Origin of the sequence: Neobacillus sp. SAB-20_R2A, from assembly GCF_049568635.1 — a bacterium.
Classification (GTDB): domain Bacteria; phylum Bacillota; class Bacilli; order Bacillales; family Cytobacillaceae; genus Neobacillus; species Neobacillus citreus.
Genome location: NZ_CP145895.1, coordinates 5,358,043 through 5,375,899 on the forward strand (window position 1 = coordinate 5,358,043; position 17,857 = coordinate 5,375,899).

General features: G+C 46.5%; 20 protein-coding genes. 3 read left to right on the forward strand and 17 right to left on the reverse strand.

Annotated elements, in window-relative coordinates; genetic code table 11:
- Positions 1 to 8 precede the first annotated feature (8 nt).
- The 17 genes from V5M37_RS26315 to V5M37_RS26395 all read right to left on the reverse strand — a co-directional run bounded on the left by V5M37_RS26315 (position 9) and on the right by V5M37_RS26395 (position 16,121).
- Positions 9 to 779, reverse strand: coding sequence for a PP2C family protein-serine/threonine phosphatase (locus V5M37_RS26315; protein ID WP_213143952.1), 771 nt, complete (start codon positions 777 to 779; stop codon positions 9 to 11).
- A gap of 89 nt (positions 780 to 868) precedes the next feature.
- On the reverse strand, positions 869 to 2,131 hold the full coding sequence (locus V5M37_RS26320; protein WP_423799832.1) for an FHA domain-containing protein: 1,263 nt from the start codon (positions 2,129 to 2,131) through the stop codon (positions 869 to 871).
- Positions 2,132 to 2,159: 28 nt separating this feature from the next.
- On the reverse strand, positions 2,160 to 2,465 hold the full coding sequence (locus V5M37_RS26325) for a WXG100 family type VII secretion target (protein ID WP_423799833.1): 306 nt from the start codon (positions 2,463 to 2,465) through the stop codon (positions 2,160 to 2,162).
- Between the two features lie 12 nt (positions 2,466 to 2,477).
- Positions 2,478 to 2,780 (reverse strand): WXG100 family type VII secretion target, encoded by a 303-nt coding sequence (locus V5M37_RS26330; RefSeq protein WP_213143949.1) that lies wholly within the window; start codon positions 2,778 to 2,780, stop codon positions 2,478 to 2,480.
- A gap of 18 nt (positions 2,781 to 2,798) precedes the next feature.
- Entirely contained in the window at positions 2,799 to 3,029 is a 231-nt protein-coding gene (locus V5M37_RS26335) for a hypothetical protein (protein ID WP_213143948.1), read from the reverse strand.
- Positions 3,030 to 3,046: 17 nt separating this feature from the next.
- Complete coding sequence (locus V5M37_RS26340; RefSeq protein WP_423799834.1) at positions 3,047 to 4,735, reverse strand: Mbeg1-like protein; 1,689 nt, start codon at positions 4,733 to 4,735, stop codon at positions 3,047 to 3,049.
- 2 nt (positions 4,736 to 4,737) lie between these two features.
- Positions 4,738 to 5,472: a hypothetical protein gene (locus V5M37_RS26345; protein WP_423799835.1), complete on the reverse strand. Its 735-nt coding sequence runs from the start codon at positions 5,470 to 5,472 to the stop codon at positions 4,738 to 4,740.
- A gap of 134 nt (positions 5,473 to 5,606) precedes the next feature.
- A complete protein-coding gene (locus V5M37_RS26350) occupies positions 5,607 to 5,912 on the reverse strand; it encodes a WXG100 family type VII secretion target (protein WP_213143945.1) in 306 nt (101 codons plus the stop codon).
- A 17-nt stretch (positions 5,913 to 5,929) separates the two neighbouring features.
- Positions 5,930 to 6,232 carry a WXG100 family type VII secretion target gene (locus V5M37_RS26355; protein ID WP_213143944.1) on the reverse strand — a complete coding sequence of 101 codons (303 nt, stop codon included), beginning with the start codon at positions 6,230 to 6,232 and terminating at the stop codon, positions 5,930 to 5,932.
- A gap of 31 nt (positions 6,233 to 6,263) precedes the next feature.
- On the reverse strand, positions 6,264 to 6,515 hold the full coding sequence (locus V5M37_RS26360) for an EsaB/YukD family protein (RefSeq protein ID WP_217035851.1): 252 nt from the start codon (positions 6,513 to 6,515) through the stop codon (positions 6,264 to 6,266).
- The gene (gene essC, locus V5M37_RS26365; protein WP_423799836.1) at positions 6,508 to 11,226 is read right to left on the reverse strand and encodes a type VII secretion protein EssC; all 4,719 of its coding nucleotides are present in this window, start codon (positions 11,224 to 11,226) and stop codon (positions 6,508 to 6,510) included. Before essC ends, V5M37_RS26360 begins: the two co-directional genes overlap by 8 nt.
- A 182-nt stretch (positions 11,227 to 11,408) precedes the next feature.
- Positions 11,409 to 11,567 carry a hypothetical protein gene (locus V5M37_RS26370; protein ID WP_213143942.1) on the reverse strand — a complete coding sequence of 53 codons (159 nt, stop codon included), beginning with the start codon at positions 11,565 to 11,567 and terminating at the stop codon, positions 11,409 to 11,411.
- A gap of 175 nt (positions 11,568 to 11,742) precedes the next feature.
- Positions 11,743 to 11,949 carry a DUF2997 domain-containing protein gene (locus tag V5M37_RS26375; protein ID WP_423799837.1) on the reverse strand — a complete coding sequence of 69 codons (207 nt, stop codon included), beginning with the start codon at positions 11,947 to 11,949 and terminating at the stop codon, positions 11,743 to 11,745.
- 20 nt (positions 11,950 to 11,969) lie between these two features.
- Positions 11,970 to 13,661 (reverse strand): AAA family ATPase, encoded by a 1,692-nt coding sequence (locus tag V5M37_RS26380; protein WP_423799838.1) that lies wholly within the window; start codon positions 13,659 to 13,661, stop codon positions 11,970 to 11,972.
- Positions 13,662 to 14,289: 628 nt separating this feature from the next.
- Complete coding sequence (locus V5M37_RS26385; RefSeq protein WP_423799839.1) at positions 14,290 to 15,018, reverse strand: ComEA family DNA-binding protein; 729 nt, start codon at positions 15,016 to 15,018, stop codon at positions 14,290 to 14,292.
- Positions 15,019 to 15,033: 15 nt separating this feature from the next.
- On the reverse strand, positions 15,034 to 15,486 hold the full coding sequence (locus V5M37_RS26390; protein WP_423799840.1) for a hypothetical protein: 453 nt from the start codon (positions 15,484 to 15,486) through the stop codon (positions 15,034 to 15,036).
- Between the two features lie 5 nt (positions 15,487 to 15,491).
- Complete coding sequence (locus tag V5M37_RS26395) at positions 15,492 to 16,121, reverse strand: 4Fe-4S single cluster domain-containing protein (RefSeq protein ID WP_423799841.1); 630 nt, start codon at positions 16,119 to 16,121, stop codon at positions 15,492 to 15,494.
- Positions 16,122 to 16,641: 520 nt separating this feature from the next.
- Here V5M37_RS26395 and V5M37_RS26400 point away from each other — a divergent pair.
- From V5M37_RS26400 to V5M37_RS26410, 3 genes are all read left to right on the forward strand, one after another.
- A complete protein-coding gene (locus tag V5M37_RS26400; RefSeq protein WP_423799842.1) occupies positions 16,642 to 17,031 on the forward strand; it encodes a hypothetical protein in 390 nt (129 codons plus the stop codon).
- Between the two features lie 200 nt (positions 17,032 to 17,231).
- Positions 17,232 to 17,414: a hypothetical protein gene (locus tag V5M37_RS26405; protein ID WP_423799843.1), complete on the forward strand. Its 183-nt coding sequence runs from the start codon at positions 17,232 to 17,234 to the stop codon at positions 17,412 to 17,414.
- A 3-nt stretch (positions 17,415 to 17,417) separates the two neighbouring features.
- Positions 17,418 to 17,684: a hypothetical protein gene (locus tag V5M37_RS26410; RefSeq protein ID WP_423799844.1), complete on the forward strand. Its 267-nt coding sequence runs from the start codon at positions 17,418 to 17,420 to the stop codon at positions 17,682 to 17,684.
- Positions 17,685 to 17,857: the final 173 nt, after the last annotated feature.

Genomic DNA, 17,857 nt, shown 5'->3' on the forward strand with positions numbered 1-17,857 from the left:
CCCCATCCCTACTGAATTTTTACAAGCAGCACAGTGATATTGTCTGTTTCCTGTCTTTGCTTATTAAGCTCCACTAAAGTGATTGCGTGTGTTTCCATTACCGCTTCGTCCGTCAATACCTGCGGGGAGAATGCTTGAAAAATTTCCTCCTCGGTAAGCATGTGGCGGAACCCGTCGGAACAAAGCATATAGACTTCGCCAGGGGTTGCGCGGCCATGGATAAATTCAGGCTCAACCAGCTTTGATGCCCCGATGCACTGTAGGAGGACATTTCGCCGAGGGTCAGTTTTAGCCTGCTCCGGCGTAATCGTACCCCGCTTCAGGTCTCTAGCGACCACCGTCTGGTCCTCTGTCAGGATTTCAAGCTGCCTCTCCCCGATTCGATAGACGCGCGAGTCGCCGACATGGCCAATCAACATGAACGTGGTGTCGATGAGAAGCAGCGCAGTAATCGTCGTGCCCAGCTGGATTCTCACCCTGCGCCCATACTCGGCAATCCGTTGGTTTTGCTCTTTGATGATTCGCTCCCAGCGATACTGGATATCGTCCCAATCCTTCCGGGCAAGCTGTTCCGGAAGTTCAGTTTCAAACCACTCTGAAAAAGCACGAACGACACTGGCACTGGCCACTTCCCCTTTGGAGAGTCCGCCCATCCCATCGCAAATGACAGCTAAAACGACCTCTCCCATCGATGTTTCGGCAACCTTTATAAGCAGGCTGTCCTGATTCGTCGGTTTCTTAATCCCCTTATCTGTAACTGCCGTGGATAACACTTCCATTATCTAAACTCCTTGCCTAAATAATCGGTACCTTGCCTTCGGACATTTCCTCTGATTTTTCCAACGGTTTTGTCCGTTGACCAAACAGTCTATATATAAAAAGTAAAGTCCTCATTAGCTAGGCGCAGCTTTGTACCTGAAAAGATTTCAATCTCCTTCATAACCGGAATCACCCGGCCATCGACATAAGTCTTGTTGGTAGAATTATTGTCGATGATATAATAGCGGCCGCCCTTTGTGATAATATCGGCATGACTGCGGCTGATGGCATTATTGCTGGAAACGAAATAATCGCAAAAGCTGCGCTCCTTGCCAATCCGAAAGGCGGGTTTGTCGACGCTGATTTCTTCCTGCGTCTTCTCCCTGACCAGATAAGGGAAGCGGGGTTCTTCGTACACATCAGCCTCAAGTACCGTTGTCCCGCCAACATCCTCAACACCCAAAACCGTCGTTCCACTGAAATGTTCCGTTTCGGATGGCACTGCCACAAAAGGCTCTTTTGTTTCCGCAGCAGCCTCAAGCCTGCCCGCCAGCCCCTCCAAGGGCGCCCCGCACGCCGAGCAAAATTTGGCATCCTCCATACTGTTGGCCCCGCACTGCGGACATGCCTTTAATTTTTTTGAAAAATCATATTGATTGCCAAACGGATTATAGGCAATGCTCGAGGGGCGAGCTTTTTCACTGGCCGCATTCCCGGTCTTCCCAGCTCCGGTCCCATACCCAATCCTCCCGGATTCCCGCGGACCTTCGCCCACACTGCCCGTCGAACCGGACGGCAAGTACCCCTTGTTGTCGACTGTTTTCCCCAGCAATTCAAACAATAATTTTTCAAAACCATTAATTGAAAATGGGCTATGGCTGCGGAAATATTGCAAATAGGAGGTCACATAGCCATTGTCTTCGTGTTTATTAAACACCACCCGAAAGGTAATATCGTTAAAAAAGTCAGGCACTACACTCGCGTTTTGGTTGTTGACAATCGGCCAGTAAATGCATTTGACCTCTTTCGTCCGCGGGTCGAGAAAAATCGTTTCCCAATTCAACATGAGATTGCTTACATTTAGCAAGTTTTTCTCACATTCCTTGGCAACCGCCGCAATTCTGGCCATCGTCCCCAAGAACATTTTCTTACTGACAATCCCACTGAAATAGGATTGCAGCGTCATCATCCCCTCGACATAACACCTTAGAACGAGTCCCTTTTTCGTCTTCTCGGCCGTAACCGGCAAAAGACTGCCAGACAGTCCCGCTGCAATGCCCTTCAGTTCCCGTTCATTAATGGCCTCGGGTACAATCAGCTTGTTCACGACCAAATATTTATTTGCCTGCTGTTCAACAGTTGTTTTTCCCATAACTATCTCCTGCTTTAAAATACTAAACTTATAAACTATTCACTCGATCAATCGCCTTTTTCTGCGCTTTTTTATATTGAACGGCCACATACCGGAGCACATCCGCGTAATCCTTGAGGCTCTTTTGCAGGTTTACGGCTGTGGAACCGGTGTTATCCAGCTCATTCCATTTGGACTGAAGCCGTTCAAAATCCCGGCCCTGCCAGCCTTCCCCAAGGGAGGCTACCTCTTGATTCGCCTGTGACATCTTTTGTTTTTGCCTATCCACATAGTCCTCCACAGCTGAAGCCGCCTTTTCAAACTCACGGTAATCGACATCAATGAAAGAGCTCATTTTCCGTTCCTCCTATTTAAAAGAGTCTGCCAAATTTGTATTGACAGTCTCCGTCTTGTTGTAGCCGTCCGATACCTGCTGCACAAGGAATTTGGAATAGTTCTGCATCACCTGAAACCGGCTGTCTTTAAAAGCATGTTTAATAGAATGGAAACGGCCGATGACATGATCCGAAGCCCTGCTTTGCCAGCTGCCGTTCAAATGCGCGATGGCCTTCTCCATTCGTGCAAACTCAGCATCGATTTGCTGATTGATAGTGGTAATCCGGCTGGCCGTGTTTACGACCTTCGCCGTATCAATTTTTATTTGACTCATCGCTTCACTGCCCCCTTATCAGCCTTTGCCTATCCCTAATTTCGCTAAAAAGGCTTCTGATAGATTAGATGGATTTACCCTGCTTAAGCTTCGCTTTGCCCTTTCACATTCCTCAATAAAATCACGGATGCGGGCCGCGGCGACTTCGCTGCCAATTCCTTTAAAATCATGGCGGAGCCCCGCTTCGATGGACTCAAGCTCGGAAATAATACTGCTTAATTCTGCTTTTGCACTGCTTAAACCGCTCATTCTTTCGCCCCCTGCCCTTAAATACTCATGATCCGATTTTCTGCTTCGTCAAAGTCGGCGGCCGTATCCCGCAAGTAATCTATGACTTTATTCATCTGCCTTTTTGTCGGCAGATTTTCTGCAATCGCCAAATGGATGATGTCAAGCAGGCCTTCTGATAGATAGAGATAATTCAATTTCGAATCGACTTCGGAAATCCGCGCTTTCACCGAATCCAGCCGATTCGCGTAAGCCCTGAGTTTATAGGTGTCAATCCGAATATGCGGCGTCGGAACAGCTTTCGGACCGGAACCAAACAGATTTTTCAAGCCGCCAAGAAAATGATTAAATTTCTCTGCCAGCATATCCCGGAATTCTGTCAGCTGTTTCTTGGTCCAGTTCGCAAATTGGGCCACCCCTTCGGCCACCCGGTCAATAATTTCCGGAATCAAGTCCGTGAACACATATTCCGCAAACGCCGCAACTGCATCGGCAACATCACTTAGAACCTCAAACGCAATCACCGAAGCAACAAACAGTGCCACATATCCAATCGCAACAAACGCAAATTCCACCAGAGCAACGGTTGCCGCCAACAGAGCAGGACCCGCAACGATGGCGGTGACAACAAGAGCGACTGTCACGGTTACCGCTAGAATTTTTCCGGCAGTGGTCATTTTTCCATCTTGATATAAGGCGTTTTTTAGCTTCCAGCCGGCGTCAGTTATGGCGACCAAAGCAGTAGTTAAAAAAGAACCTACCGCAGGACTAATAAGGCGGTCCAAGCCTTGCGTAAATGGCGATGTAATATACTTTGAGATGATGGTGGATAAAGCATTAGGCTGGTCGGTTCGCACAATATTGCCATTTTCATCAAAGTGTACATTTTCCGTACCATGCTGAACCGCACCTTCTCCGACTAAATCGGCATAAAAATAGTTCACCCCATCGGCATGCTGCAGTATGCCGCCTACCAGAGATTGCAGAACATGATCCATTTGTACCGTACTCGTTGCCAATGCAATTTCCTCTTTGTGCGCTTCCAAATAGTCGTTGGAGTGGCCCGGTCCATCATAGCTGATCGTTCTATCAATCCGGTCGGCCAAGCCAAGCTTTGCCGCGTAGAAGGTCGCGTGTTCCGCAAGATTTCCCCCTAACGAATGCCCGGCAAACGAAATATTGTCGTACTTGTCAAAATAGCCGTCTTTTTTAAGCTCATCGATAAATCGCTGCGCATCTCTTTGTTGGTCTGTAAGCCTGCCAGAGATTAAAGCAGCATCAGCCTTGAGCCAGTCCTGCTGAATATTTTGATACTCTGAGGGTGATTCGCTGCCGCGGAAGGAGACGATTAAGCCTTTATCGGTCTCGATAACGACACCATAGAAACCTGATTGCCCAGGGTTATTTTGGTCAAACGTTTTGACAATTTTCCAATCCTTCGCTTCACTAGGCAGTTGATTGATTTTACCTGCATCTAGACTGACACTTTGATCATTACCCACGTCTTTGCCTTTAGTCAGCTGATCAAAATGGCCCTGTGAATAGTTTGAGCTACCGTCCGCCTTCATTTTCAAAAGCCCCCCGACAGTATTGTCCGGGCTGTGTCCTGCACCAACAGAACCAGGAATATTTTTGCGTGATTTGTCTTTTAGGAGTTCCAAATCCAGATAAGCGATATCGGTGGCAAATTTCAATTCTTGCTCCGTTAAAGCAGTCTTATCTGCCAACGCTACTCACCGTCCTTAGCTGTTGCCGAAGCATCGGCAAAATGATAGCCATTGGCGTCCGCAACTGCGTCAAATTCTTTTACAACGTTGTAGTCAATAAACCATGAACTGGTGACATAAGGAACCTCTTTAAATTTCTTTACGCATTTGTCATATTCATCTTCCGCAATCACATGAACAGTCACTTGATAGGCGGTGTTTACCCCGGCTTGATAAGCCGCAGTCAGTGCCTTTTCAAACTGTTCCGGTGACAGATCAGGCTTTTCCTTGACAATGATATCTCCTGAAAAATAGCCTGGTTTATAAGCCTTAACGTATTCTTCCAAAGAAATATCCGGATTGGTCTCCGCCGAACTGTCTGCTTCCATCGCTACTGTGTGTGTTTCACTCTCAATTCCTGCAGAAGAAAGCTCCCGAGTGATAATTTGATTGAAGGACTTGCTAATCAGACTTGGAATATAGCCATCACTCACAAGCTCTCCATCCTTTGTCGTAACCGCCTTAAATACCAAGTCCTTCTGGTCCTTTGGGTGGACATAAGTGGTAACCGTATCATTCGTCGCCGTCCCATATCGGCCGCCAATATGGGTCACTTCAAATTCCTGGTGATACTTTTTTTGGAGCAGCTTTTCGACATCGGTGGCCTGCTCTTTATCCATTTCGCTGCAGCCAATCAAGCTAAAAATTGATAGTCCCATTGCGATGACACTCACCTTTTTCAATATTTTTTTCAGCATATTAATACCCACTTTCTTTGAGAAAAACCAAGTATCAGTATCTATTTCATCCGGGCGGAATTATTTTCAAGGTCAAGCTAAAGGCGATTGGCATGCCATCACCTTTAGCGTCATAATTTTTTCCAAAAATTCGTTTATTTAAAAGCGTCAGCCAAGTTAACGTTGGCTGTTTCTGTTTCAAAGTAGCCTTGGTCAACATTGACACGTAAGAACTTTACATAGTTATCAAGAATGTCGTAATAGGTTTGGAAGTACTTCGCGGAAAACTCGTCATAAGCGGAAACCGTTGCTTGTGCTGCTTCCCCTTCCCATGTATTGGTAAGATTTTTTATCGTGCTTTGGCTGTTTTTTAATTCTTCCATCAGTTGTTGGTTCAGTCTTTCAATCGTATTTGCAATATCAGCCACCTGGGCCGTGCTTACTTTAATGGAACCTGCCATTGTTTAGTCACTCCTTCCTAGTTTGTTAGTTTTCTAACTTGAACCATATTGTTTTCTTGGGTAGCAGCGTAGTTGGCGCGCTGCGTATCAAGCGTGCGGCTTGCCGTTTGAAGCTTATCGGCCATTTGTTTTAAATCCTGGTTAAAGCCGTTGATCTGATCAACGAAAGCAAGGTTATCCTCGCCCTCCCATGCTTCACCCATGGTGTTCGCTGCCTGCATAAGCTGGGTATAGATACCTGTATAGGTTTCGGATAGTTCGGCTAATTTTTTGGATGCCGCCTCAAGTTCTTGAGGTGTGACTCTAATTCTTTTCGCCATTTGTCATTCTCCTTTCTCTTTTTGTAAAAATTTATATCAACATGAGTTTCGAACCGTTCTTGATGCCCAGTTCGGCAACTGGCATGTTAATATTGAAAATAATTCCTGTTTCAGCATCGCATAAAACCTCGCTGCCCATCGCTTTGAATTTGCCATCGGAGAGGTCGGTCACTAGCGTCGACACTAGGGTGAGGACCTCGCTCATTTGACTTTCCAACGGAATGTACACATCGTAGCTTTGGTCTGCAGCAGGAAGAAAAATTTCCACGAGTACTTTATTCATCGTCGTCATCATTCTCCTTTTGCGAGTTTAATAACTTGACCTTGACGGCCTTCCCATTTTGGAGGGAGTAGGCAAACTCCGCCTGCATCTCCTCACGCATTTCGGATGTGGTCTTGGCCGGCTTGAGCTGGAATTGCTCGGTAATGCCGCTGCCAATCCAAATACCATTTCCACTGTGAATATGTTGTTTGTACCATTTGTCAAAGGTCAGCCCGGACAGATTCTTGTATTGTTCAGCAAAAATAACGGTCACGTTATACTTCGCGTCGCCCTTTTCCAGAATTAAGCCAAGTTTCTCAGCCCCCAGATTCGAAAGAGCATTTTTTAAAGCAGCAACCGAATTGATGATAATCACCTTTTGTTCAAATTGCTCCACTGTCCGCCCCTCTTCCAATGCCTCTTTGAAGGTGTTGTTGCGGTAGACGACGAGATCAAACAGGTCGGCCATTATCTCCTCAAACTCTTTGGTTGTTGAATAATATTTGAAACCAGCATTGTTTTTCTCAATAAAACTTTGCTCAGCGTCAATCACAGTTACATCTAAGCCTGCCTGTTGCGCCATGAACTGAGATAAATCATGGACGAACAACTCGTGTTCCCTTCCGGCTGATAGAATCATATGGATATAGGATTTGCCGAACGGATAATAGTGAATTTGCAGCGAGTTCTTTTCCACGCCAATTGGAATGCTCAGACTTCCCTTTGAACCGCAATATTCAGCCAGGAATTCGTGGTCCACTCTTTCTGGCAAAATCGGAATTCTCTTAGCGGCTGTTCCTATCCAGGCTTCCTGCAGCTTCTCGCATTCTGCTTGAATAGTTGGATATGGCACGGGTCCGGCGGTAATTTGCGCGACCTGGAATTCATAAATAGCATCCCGCTTGACGAGGCCGCGGCCTTTGAATTTCGATGGGAATAAACCATCCGTCTTGCCAACCACCGTCGCATAATCGGCCTGATCATTTAATTGCAAGGTTACTAGCTGCTTAAAGTTCTGCAGCAGCCTGAAGCGGACAGCGCCGGTTCCAAGTGCGGTGAGGACGAAATAGATTCCATACTTTGTGCCTTCACGCGACAAGTAGGAGACTGCTTCTTCCTTTTCATCGTAAATCTCAGTGAATGCAGAGAAATTATGGATAGCAACGACAATCGCCGGAACTTTCTGGCCCGTTGCCTCGGCATAGGACCGGTGATCCCCGCCGTAATCGGCAAACAGCTTCTTCCGCTTTTCCACTTCGCCCTGCAGCATTTTAAACAGGTTGCTGACTTTTTCGCTTTCATACGAAAGGATGACATCGCCGACATGTGGTGCTTTTGAAAAAGCCCTCAATGTTTCCGAAGCAAAGTCTAATAGATAGAGATTGACTTCGTCCGGGGTATGCTCATGAATGAGCGAATAAACCATCGTATTTAAGAAGGTCGTCTTGCCGGTGCCGGCTGCTCCGTAAATGATGGTGTTGCCTTCGTCGGTGAGCGGCAGGCGAAGCAGGCATTGCTGCTGGTGGACCGGGTCGTCGTATTCGCCGATAACCGGGTTGAGCTTAAAGGAAGCCCTCCGGTTTGCAGACGTGAACGATTTCCGAACGTCTTCTTGCACGGTTTCCGCTGCCGCTGCAATTTCGCTGACAGCCTCCTGAAAAACATCTAGTTTATTTTCCGAGGTTAGCCAAGTACCACGATCTGCATTGTATTTTTTTCGAATATCTTCTAGAAGAATAAGGGCTGGAATCGGCTCAAGCCAGAGCGGACGAATCTTAATATTCTCCTCAGCCGCAATATTACTTAAATAATCAGTAATCACATCAAGCTGCTTTTTCGGATTTGTGAAAAGGCCCTTCTTTTTATCAATCTTCGCCTGTTTAATCGGACGGCCGTTCCGGTCAATAACGACTACGCTGTTATCTTTTTCAACAACCACCTTATCGGACGGGTAATATGGCGCTCCGGCCCAAGCGGACTGCCCCATTTCAAACAATTCGTTATATCCGACCTGCAGGTAAAATCGCCCTGTATCGGTAAGCTCGGCTGCATCCGGACGTTTCAGCATATCCATACTGTCGGCCCGCTCTTGCACCTTCAGGCTGACCCGGAATTTACTGTTACTCCAGATTTGGTCATCGACGACACCGCTAGGCTTCTGTGTAGCCAAAATCAAGTGGACGCCCAGGCTCCGGCCAATCCGCGCGGCGCTGACTAACTGCGTCATGAACTCCGGCTGCTGCGTTTTCAGTTCGGCAAACTCATCGGAAATGATAAACAAATGCTGAAGCGGCTCGCGGACGACTCCTTCGCGATATAGTTTTTGATATTTATAGATATCGATATTGCTCTCGCCAACCAGCTTGCTGGCCTCGGCAAAAATAGCCTGGCGGCGCTTCAATTCACTTTCGATGGACACCAGCGAGCGTTTGATCGCCGCGCCGTCCAGGTTCGTGATGATGCCGGCTGTGTGCGGCAATTTTTCAAACGATTTCGCCATCCCGCCGCCTTTGTAGTCGATTAGAATAAACGCCACCTCATGCGGGTGGTAATTTACCGCCAGCGACAGGATATAGGAAATGATAAATTCACTTTTACCCGAACCCGTCATACCGGCGACTAGGCCGTGCGGGCCGTGGAATTTTTCATGCAGGTCAAGCTTGAACAATTCGCCGAGAGTGTCGACGCCGACCGGCGCTTCCAGTGACTTTGTCGGATCGTTGTCCTTCCAGCGGGTCAAAGCGTTTAAGTGCTCCACCTTGCCCACACCGTATAATTCTAGGAACGTGACCATTTGCGGCAGGTTAAAGGAATTGGCCAGCTCATCAAGCGGAACATTGGCCAGCTTCACGCTCAACTGGTAAGGGTCGGCACCGTTTAGGAAGATATCCGGTGTAAAAGAAGTCGTCTTCCCAGTAATATCGTTTTTGTCGAACAGCTTCCCGCTGTTTTCTTCCAGCTCCACCACCATCGAGCACTCTTTTGGCAGGTTTTTCAGTTCATCATAAAAAGTGACGACGCTGATATGCAGGTTTTCTTTCTTGGCATACACCTGCTTCAGCATCTCGGCTTTGAAGGCGAGCTCTTTGCTTAGGGCAAACACGATGTAGTACGGCTTGATATCCTCCATCTCGCTGTCATTGGTATTCGCGCGGATTTCGATTTCTTTTTCGATATACGCCGAAACTTCCTTCACCTCATTATTGTTGGTGGCAATGAAGCGGAATTTATTATCGTTGCTCCACACATGAGGGAGCCATTTTGTAAAGCCGAATTGTGCTTCTTCCTCCTGGTCATAGACGAAAATCATTTTCACTTCATCGTAGCTGTATAAAGCAGCCAATTGAAAAATCAACCCTTTGGCAAACTCGATTGTCTGCTTGCGTGCGCCGATGACGCCGGAAATATGATTTTCATATAACGATAGGGTAATCGGAATATTTTTCAAAACCTTTGGCGATTCCACCAAAGTGTACAATTCTTCCTGCAGGTTATCATCGTCAATCGAAAATTTTTTCTCCGAATAGGTAAGGTCTGCTGCAAGCAGGCCGCTGCCTGTGCCGACCCGCAATTTCAGAAAGTCGTTTTGGCCGGGGCCGCGCTCCCACAGATTGCGCTGGACATTTTCAATCCGGTTGATGCAATCGCTGATGGGAACATGATTTTCCCGAAGAATTTCCTCCTGCTTTTCCGCTTCCTCATTAAAGACGACAGCGATTCGGTCGAGATAATCCTTGTATTTTTCCTGGCGAATTTTCTCTTTTTTCCGTCTGCGCCGCATATCGAACTTTTTGGTTAGGATTGGCCAGAGGATGGTTCCAAGCAGCATGCTGCACGACATGACGATCGACGGAATCGCCCTTGAAATATCGCCAGTCGCCATCGCGTTGTTTACAGCAAAAAGCGCAGTCGCCATCGAGGCCATCCCCATCGTCATCGACGGGCCAATCACCAGCATCATCGGCATCTCTTCGCCAATCGCGTTCGGCGGCGGGGAATCGATCTTGATAACCGCTTTTTCGACATCGCGCTTAAAGCGGGGCGAACGGTAGAAATAGTCGGTTTCCGGTACTTCGTACTCTTCCTCTTCATCCGGGGTTTCGACCGTTTGCGGTATGAACGGCTTTAAGGCATTGGTCCGGATTGAGAGTGTTCCATCCGGATTGTTAAAAGCAACAAAATAGCTGCCGATGATTATTTTATAACCCATTATGTATATGGTGTCGCCAATCTTTAAGGCTTTGTTTTTCACTCTTTCCCCAGCGACGAAGGTTCCGTTTGAACTGTTTTCATCCTCGATGCGCCACTGGCCGTTATGAAACGACAGCTTTGCATGGGATGCCGAGACAAAACGATTGGCCAGCACAATGTCGTTCTGTTCGGTCCGGCCGATGGTAATTTCGATATCTCGGTTAACCAAGTATTTTGTAAAAATTTGTCGGTCGTCCGTGCTCGGCTCTGTGAAAATGATCGTTTTTTGGTCTTGGGTATAAAGTCCTAAATTATATATGCTTAACGGCTGCAAGACCGTATTTCGGATCGGCTTCCCGGTATTGTCGAGAACCTTCACATCCTTATTCGATTTTAAAATCCACTCTCCATTGATCCCTTCAATGCCGATCAGTTTTCTGGAGGATTTGCCATTGGAATCGTATATCCAATACTGTCCCCGCACCTTTTCCGGCAGGGATATCGAGTGAATCCGCTCCTTATTAATTAACGTAACATTCATCATTCTTCTCCTTGCATGCTATCTCTAACGCTGCAAAACCAGCTTGCGATTCGCCATAATTATCCATAATCTTATTCTCACATAACTAATGTCCTACAAAAAGAGACTAAATTACCATTTTATAGGAAAGCGTTTCCCTTGCGTTAGCTGAATAAAAATAAAAAACCACTTAGAGTGGTTTTTTAATCGCGCATTGCTCCTGCCTCACGGGAAGTCATGGCACCTTGTCCTGCGCTTACATCCTTTTGAATTTGTTGTTTAACTTGTTGAGCATCCGTTCCGGCAAATTCTGGTTTCATAACAGAAGCTGTATTTGGTTTAGCTTGTTGATTCTGCTGCATACTAGTCCTCCTCGATTATTATTTAGCAATTTTATTATTTGCAAAAAACAGTTGGGTATGTCCGAGACTCCATTTTTTTTGGGATTAAGGCAGATTTGTCTTTACGGTTGAAGCACGATAAAAAAACTCGCCACTACAGCGGCGAGTTTCGCTTATTATTGATAAATAGTAGGTTTTATTTTAAAGTATTCTGCTGAGTTTGCTGCAGGTCGACTTGTTCGGTTTCGTAGAATTCCTTCGTATATTCCGCTTGGACGGCCTGGGCGTTCAGAATGTTTTCTAATATCAATATATAATCTGTACACTTTTCCCCTTTAATACCCAATGTTTCCGCCTCAATCCGGCCATCGGGAAAAATGCGGATTTGAAGTTTTTCCTCCATCTGCCCTCTTCACTCCCTTTTTAGAAATCGATTGTCCTGCCGCCGCGGTTAAAGCGGACATCATCCGCATAACTTGGGCTATCTGCCTTTTCCAATCCGCCGCCTGGTACAAGCACAGGGTCTTTTCCATATTCTTTGAGATCCTCCTGCGGTGTGGCTGCTACAGCACGGACGTTGGCCCACTCTCGGATTCCGCGGATTTGCTCGGCCTGGGTCACTGACAATGGCACCGTATTGGCAATCGCCCGTTCGAAATCCTCCAGACGAATCGGCCGGTCATTGGAATAGGCCTCAAACAAGGCATCGATGACAAGATGCTCAATCTCTGCGCCGACAAAGCCGTCGCAGTTTCTTGCAAGCCTATCAAGCACCTCGTCCGTTAATCGGAAATCTCCCTTTACTTCCTCATCCTTGATGCGCTTCTGGATGTGTACCTTAAGGATTTCTTTTCGCTCCCTGAGCGTCGGCAGGTCGACAAAGAAGATTTCATCAAAGCGTCCTTTCCGCATTAATTCCGGCGGTAGTCCGGAAATGTTGTTAGCTGTTGCGATGACAAATACAGGGCTTGTTTTTTCCTGCATCCATGTTAAAAACTGTCCGAAGATCCGTGATGAGGTCCCGCTGTCCCCGCCGCTTGTAATGCCGCTGAACCCTTTTTCGATTTCGTCAATCCAGAGGATGGACGGAGATATCGCTTCGGCGGTCTTAATCGCCTTTCTCATATTTTCTTCACTGCTGCCAACCAGCCCGCTGAAGATTTTTCCCATATCGAGTCTTAGCAGAGGCAACTGCCACATCGAGCTGATCGCTTTACTGATTAAGCTTTTTCCGCAGCCAGGAACGCCCGTAATCAGTACCCCTTTTGGCGCGGGCAGGCCATATTTGCGGGCTGAATCGAGCCACGACTTGTTCCGCTTTGAAAGCCAGCGTTTGAGGTTTTCTAGTCCGCCGACATCCTCAATTTTTAAATCGCTGGCGATAAATTCGAGAATACCTGTTTTCTTGATGATTTGTTCCTTTTCCTGCAAGATGACTTTGACGTCACTGATATCGAGCCGGCCGTCTTCGACCATTGCGCGGGCAAAAGCGTTTTCTGCCTCTGACAAGGTCAGCCCTAGTGCGGCTTTTGCAAGTCGCTCTTTTTCTTCGGTGGTTAAGGAGATTTGAATCCGGCCCGTTTGCTGATTGACGCGAATCATCTCGTCGAGTACTGCGTGGATTTCGTGGAAGTTCGGCAGGTCGAAATCGACAATCGTGATGTCTTTTTGCAAATCATCCGGAATCACGAGAAACGGCGAGGTGAAGATGACATTGATCGGGCTCGGACTTTGCTTTATTTTTAATAAAATATCCCTTAGCTTTCGGATCACCTGGAAGTCGGCATGCCGCCCCTGGCCGCCGAAATAGATATGAAAGTCCTGAAGCACAATGATGCTCGGTTTATCATGCTTTTCAATAAACTCGAGCACCTTCATCGGCTGTTTGCTGTCACCGATGCCGACCGACTGCCGGTTATGGTCCTGAATCCCCTTTGTGATGCTCCAGGTAAACACTTCGCGCGGTGTTTTAATCAGTTCCGCATCCTGGGCTACCGAGCGAATTAGGGATAGGACGCGGTCTTCCTCCCAGGTTTGGATATATAAATAAGGAAATCTGGCCTTCAGTAGGTTGGCCAGAAGTGTTCTCGTTCCTTTTTGTTTGACGATAGCCATTTTCTTCCTCCTTTTTCTAGATTACTTGGAGTGATCGTATTGATGGGATCTTTATGAGGACACTTTACTCGTTTTTTTGGAGCGTCTTGTCCTCATAGGGCCTTCATGGGGAAACTCTTCAACTGGTTTAATATCGCACCTTTTTCGTTATTTTTTGATTTTGAATGGGTCGGGCAATATACCACCCCTATTTTTACCGTTCCCTCTTGTTTGGGAATGGCTTGGGCAATATATTGACTCTATTTTTACCGTTCCCCTTTGTTTTGGAATGGACCGGGTAATATATCGACTCTATTTTTACCGTTCCCCTTTGTTTTGGAATAGACCGGGTAATATATCGACTCTATTTTTACCGTTCCACCTTGGTTTGGAACAGTTCGGGCAATATATCGACTCTATTTTTACCGTTCCCCTTTGTTTTGGAATGGACCTGGTAATATATCGACTCTATTTTTACCGTTCCACCTTAGTTTGGAACGGTTCGGGCAATATATCGACTCTATTTTTACCGTTCCCCTTTGTTTTGGAATGGACCTGGCAATAGATCGACTCTATTTTTACCGTTCCACCTTGGTTTGGAACGGTTCGGGCAAAAAGGAAGCCGGAACCGCCCGGCTTGCCTACTTACTTAATAATCAATGACTCTTCCAGAATGGATATGTGTATCAGTATGGTCCATTTCGGAGAAAATCAGACGATGTTTCATTTTTTCCAGCGTGTGCTCCTTCAATCCCATGATTTGCGCGAACTGTTCAAACGATTCGAAGCCGCCAAGTTCCTCACGTTTGACGACGACTTTTTTTGCTAAAATAATCCCAATCTCAGGGATAGCGGCAATTTCCTTTTCCGATGCTAGATTAATATTGAGTTTCTTGATTTCTTGTTTTTCGGAAAAAAGCGGCTGGATTGGAGGGGACATTGGTGCAGTGCTTGCCTCCTGCTGGTTCACGTAGGCCTCCCTTTTCGGCTGCGGCGGCTTTTGCGTCTTGCCAAACTTCGCTTCCGCCTCCCGCCTAAGCTTCGAAACCTCTTGGTCCAAATACAATCTTTCATTAGCCTTTAACACATCCAATTGAACCAGATAGGCCGGGCGGATTTTAAAGGCATGGATAATCGGAACAATCCACAATGCCAGAAAAATCATCGCTTCAAATTCAGTGTAGGTTGGGATAAATGCCAGAAGGAAGATTGCCAGATAAACAAGCCCATAGATTCGCCAGCGCTTGTTTTTCACTTTGGTGCCGGCATAGAAAAATGCAATATAACTGGTCATGCCGATCGGCAGAAACGTGAAGATGATCCACCAGCTGTTCAACATCTCCCATTTCCTGCCCCTGTCTGTATATACTTTCGCCAAGTCGTGCTCCCCCTTTTATCGATTCACCAAATAGGTGAGCTGGATGGAATGATCTTCGAGCAGTTCTTCTTTTTCTAAAACCATTCCCTGTTCCTTCGCCTTTTCTAGTAAATGTTGATAGACTCGCTGCTGCAGGTAATGGGTGTAGGAACCCTCTACCTTCTCAATCCATTCCTCGAATGCCTTGATGTCGGCTGATTTCGGGAGGACAAGCGAGTAGCAGCCCTCTTCGTTGACGATAAACGTCACTTCGTTCTCATTGTTTGTTTTTAGTGAATCGAGTGTCTCTGCTTTGCGGAACGAACAGCTCCACTCCTCCAGCGCCTGCTGAAGCAGGGACTCATCCTTCATTCTGGTCGGAAGGACGGCGTAGTCCTGATTGTTTTTTTGCGAACGGTTGGCGATTCCTTCGACAACCTCTTTTGTGACAGCAATGGCCAACGGAACGAGCACAATTTCAAGACTCATGTTATCTATCTCCTTCTTTCGTAATCTAGTTCTAGTAACATATGTAAATCGATTGGCTCCGCCATTCCGTTGGCGGATATCGTTCCGTCGGGATGGAGCCTTATTTCTAATTTGTTGGGAATCTGCGCCAGTTTGGTTTCAAGATGCTTATATGCATCCGTCAAAAAGCGGTACTGCTGGTTTTTCGAACCAACCCACGGACGGCTCAGGTCATGCTGGCTTTGGATGTAGGGGCCGTCTATTAATAAATCTGTTTCTTTTAATAGGCTGTGCCAGCTTGAATTAGGCGACTTCAAAATCGTTTCATATTCATAGCCGGTAAACGTCACAATCGATAACTTCAGTGCTTTTATTTTTTGCGCAAGGATGGTGAGCGCCTGGGCTTGGCTAAACGGCTCGCCGCCTAAAAAAGTGACGCCTTCTAGTTCAGGTGATGCTTCCAAAGTACTTTTGATATCTTCGTAGATTTCGTCAATATCCATTAAGATGCCGCCGTTAGGGTCCCACGTATGCGGGTTAAAGCACCCCTCGCAGCGGATTGGGCAGCCTTGAACCCAAATACAATACCTTAAGCCAGGGCCCTCCACCTTCGTTCTTTTTTCTATTCTCGACAGCCTTAACACAGGCAATGCCATCACCCACTTAAAAGGAAAATTCAGGTTTATTTTACCACAAGACCTTTATGAGGGAGAAGGGCTGGGGAGAGGAATGGGTCTTTTGGCGGAGGAGGGGTTTCTTCGGACAAAACGAGGGGCAAATGAATGCAAAATGTCCGAATGACGGGCTTCTTCGGACAAAACTAGCAAAATATTAACACGAATTGTCCGAAGTACTGGTCTCTTCGGACAAAACTGGGAAAATCTTAACACGAATTGTCCGAATGACCGAGCTCTTCGGACAAAATCGGGGGCAACTTAACACAAATTGTCCGAATGTACCACTTCCTCTGACAAAATCAGCAAAATATTAACACGAAATATCCGTAGGACCCGCCGATATGGACAGTAACAGCCAAAAATTGCCGTGAAATTTCCACAATCCTTTCCCAGAGAAGTGCGAGGCAGGCCACTGAATAACCGCTCCAACAAAGTCATATAGTTAGAAGTAGGAAGTTTTTGGGCGAGCCTTTTAAATTCGTAACAAAGGGGGGAGTTTATGTTCAAGTTTTTTTCTCGGAAGAAGAAGCAGACGAAAAACGATGATGGAATAAACTCCCTTCTTTTAGATAAGCTGGACCGGATGATTGAGCTCCTCGAAAAGCAGCAGCAGGAACCAAACGGAAAGAGCATCCATATCGATAAAGTACAAATCGATTATCTGGAGAACATCACCTTTCAATTAGATAACATCGAAATTGATGAGTTAAGCGGGAAGCTGCTGATTGGCACGAACATTACCAGCTCTGATGATTTCGCCGCTTCGATTATCCAAAAGATTGACAAGCAGGAGCTAAAACAAGAGGCCATGTCTGAAGAAGAGGCCGCGCCCTCAAACGAAAACATTACCAAAACCTCTAAAGGCTTCCGTTTCCGAAATGGCGGCTAAAGGCAGGTTCCCCACGTCCCCCACGAAACCCCCGGCCTGCAGGTTCTTCGTTTGGACGGTTATACTTCCATTTTTTAAATTCATATGAACAGTGCTCGTATGGTGAATTTCGCCCAACCTCCGGAAAAGTTGTGTCATTCGCCCACACCCGGAATATGATAACGAAAAAAGAAATGGGCTGAATTCGGATGAAACTTTCGTTGGGAAAGATCAGCATTACCAATATCAGCGACTCATCGGGGGTGTTCTTTGGAAAAAAGAATACCCATAAACAGTTTCACAGCGACTCGACGATAAATGAAGTAATCGGGACTTTATCAGGAAATGAGAACACACTAACTCACGGCTATTGGATCAAAACCAAAGGCAGGAAGGATGAGTAATCCGTGGCATCCCCCATTTTATCGCCGACCTTTCATATCGGCAACATCAAGATTGGCAGCATTCAAGCAGCCTCCGTGTTCAGTATCGGCAACAACTTCATCGAGGATTTTAAAAGCAATAAAAAACATAATCAGGGCCTGGGCAATATCCACGGTGACCGCAACAACTTTGCCCATACGAGTGCAGGTCTGACCAATTATGAGGAAGACTCGAAGGCTAAAGCAGAGACTGAACAATCGAACACAGCGGCAAACCAAAAAGACCCTTAATCGATAAGGGCCTTTTTGGTTTATATATGTAGGAAAAATTAGCTGGCGAACAAGCTGTAAGGTATTCACATTCAAGTATCCCCCTGGTTCCGTGTTAGAGAATCTTATGATGAGCAAAAATTTCATTAAGATGGCCGTCCCAGTGCCGGTCACCGCTCTTTACATAGCCCTTA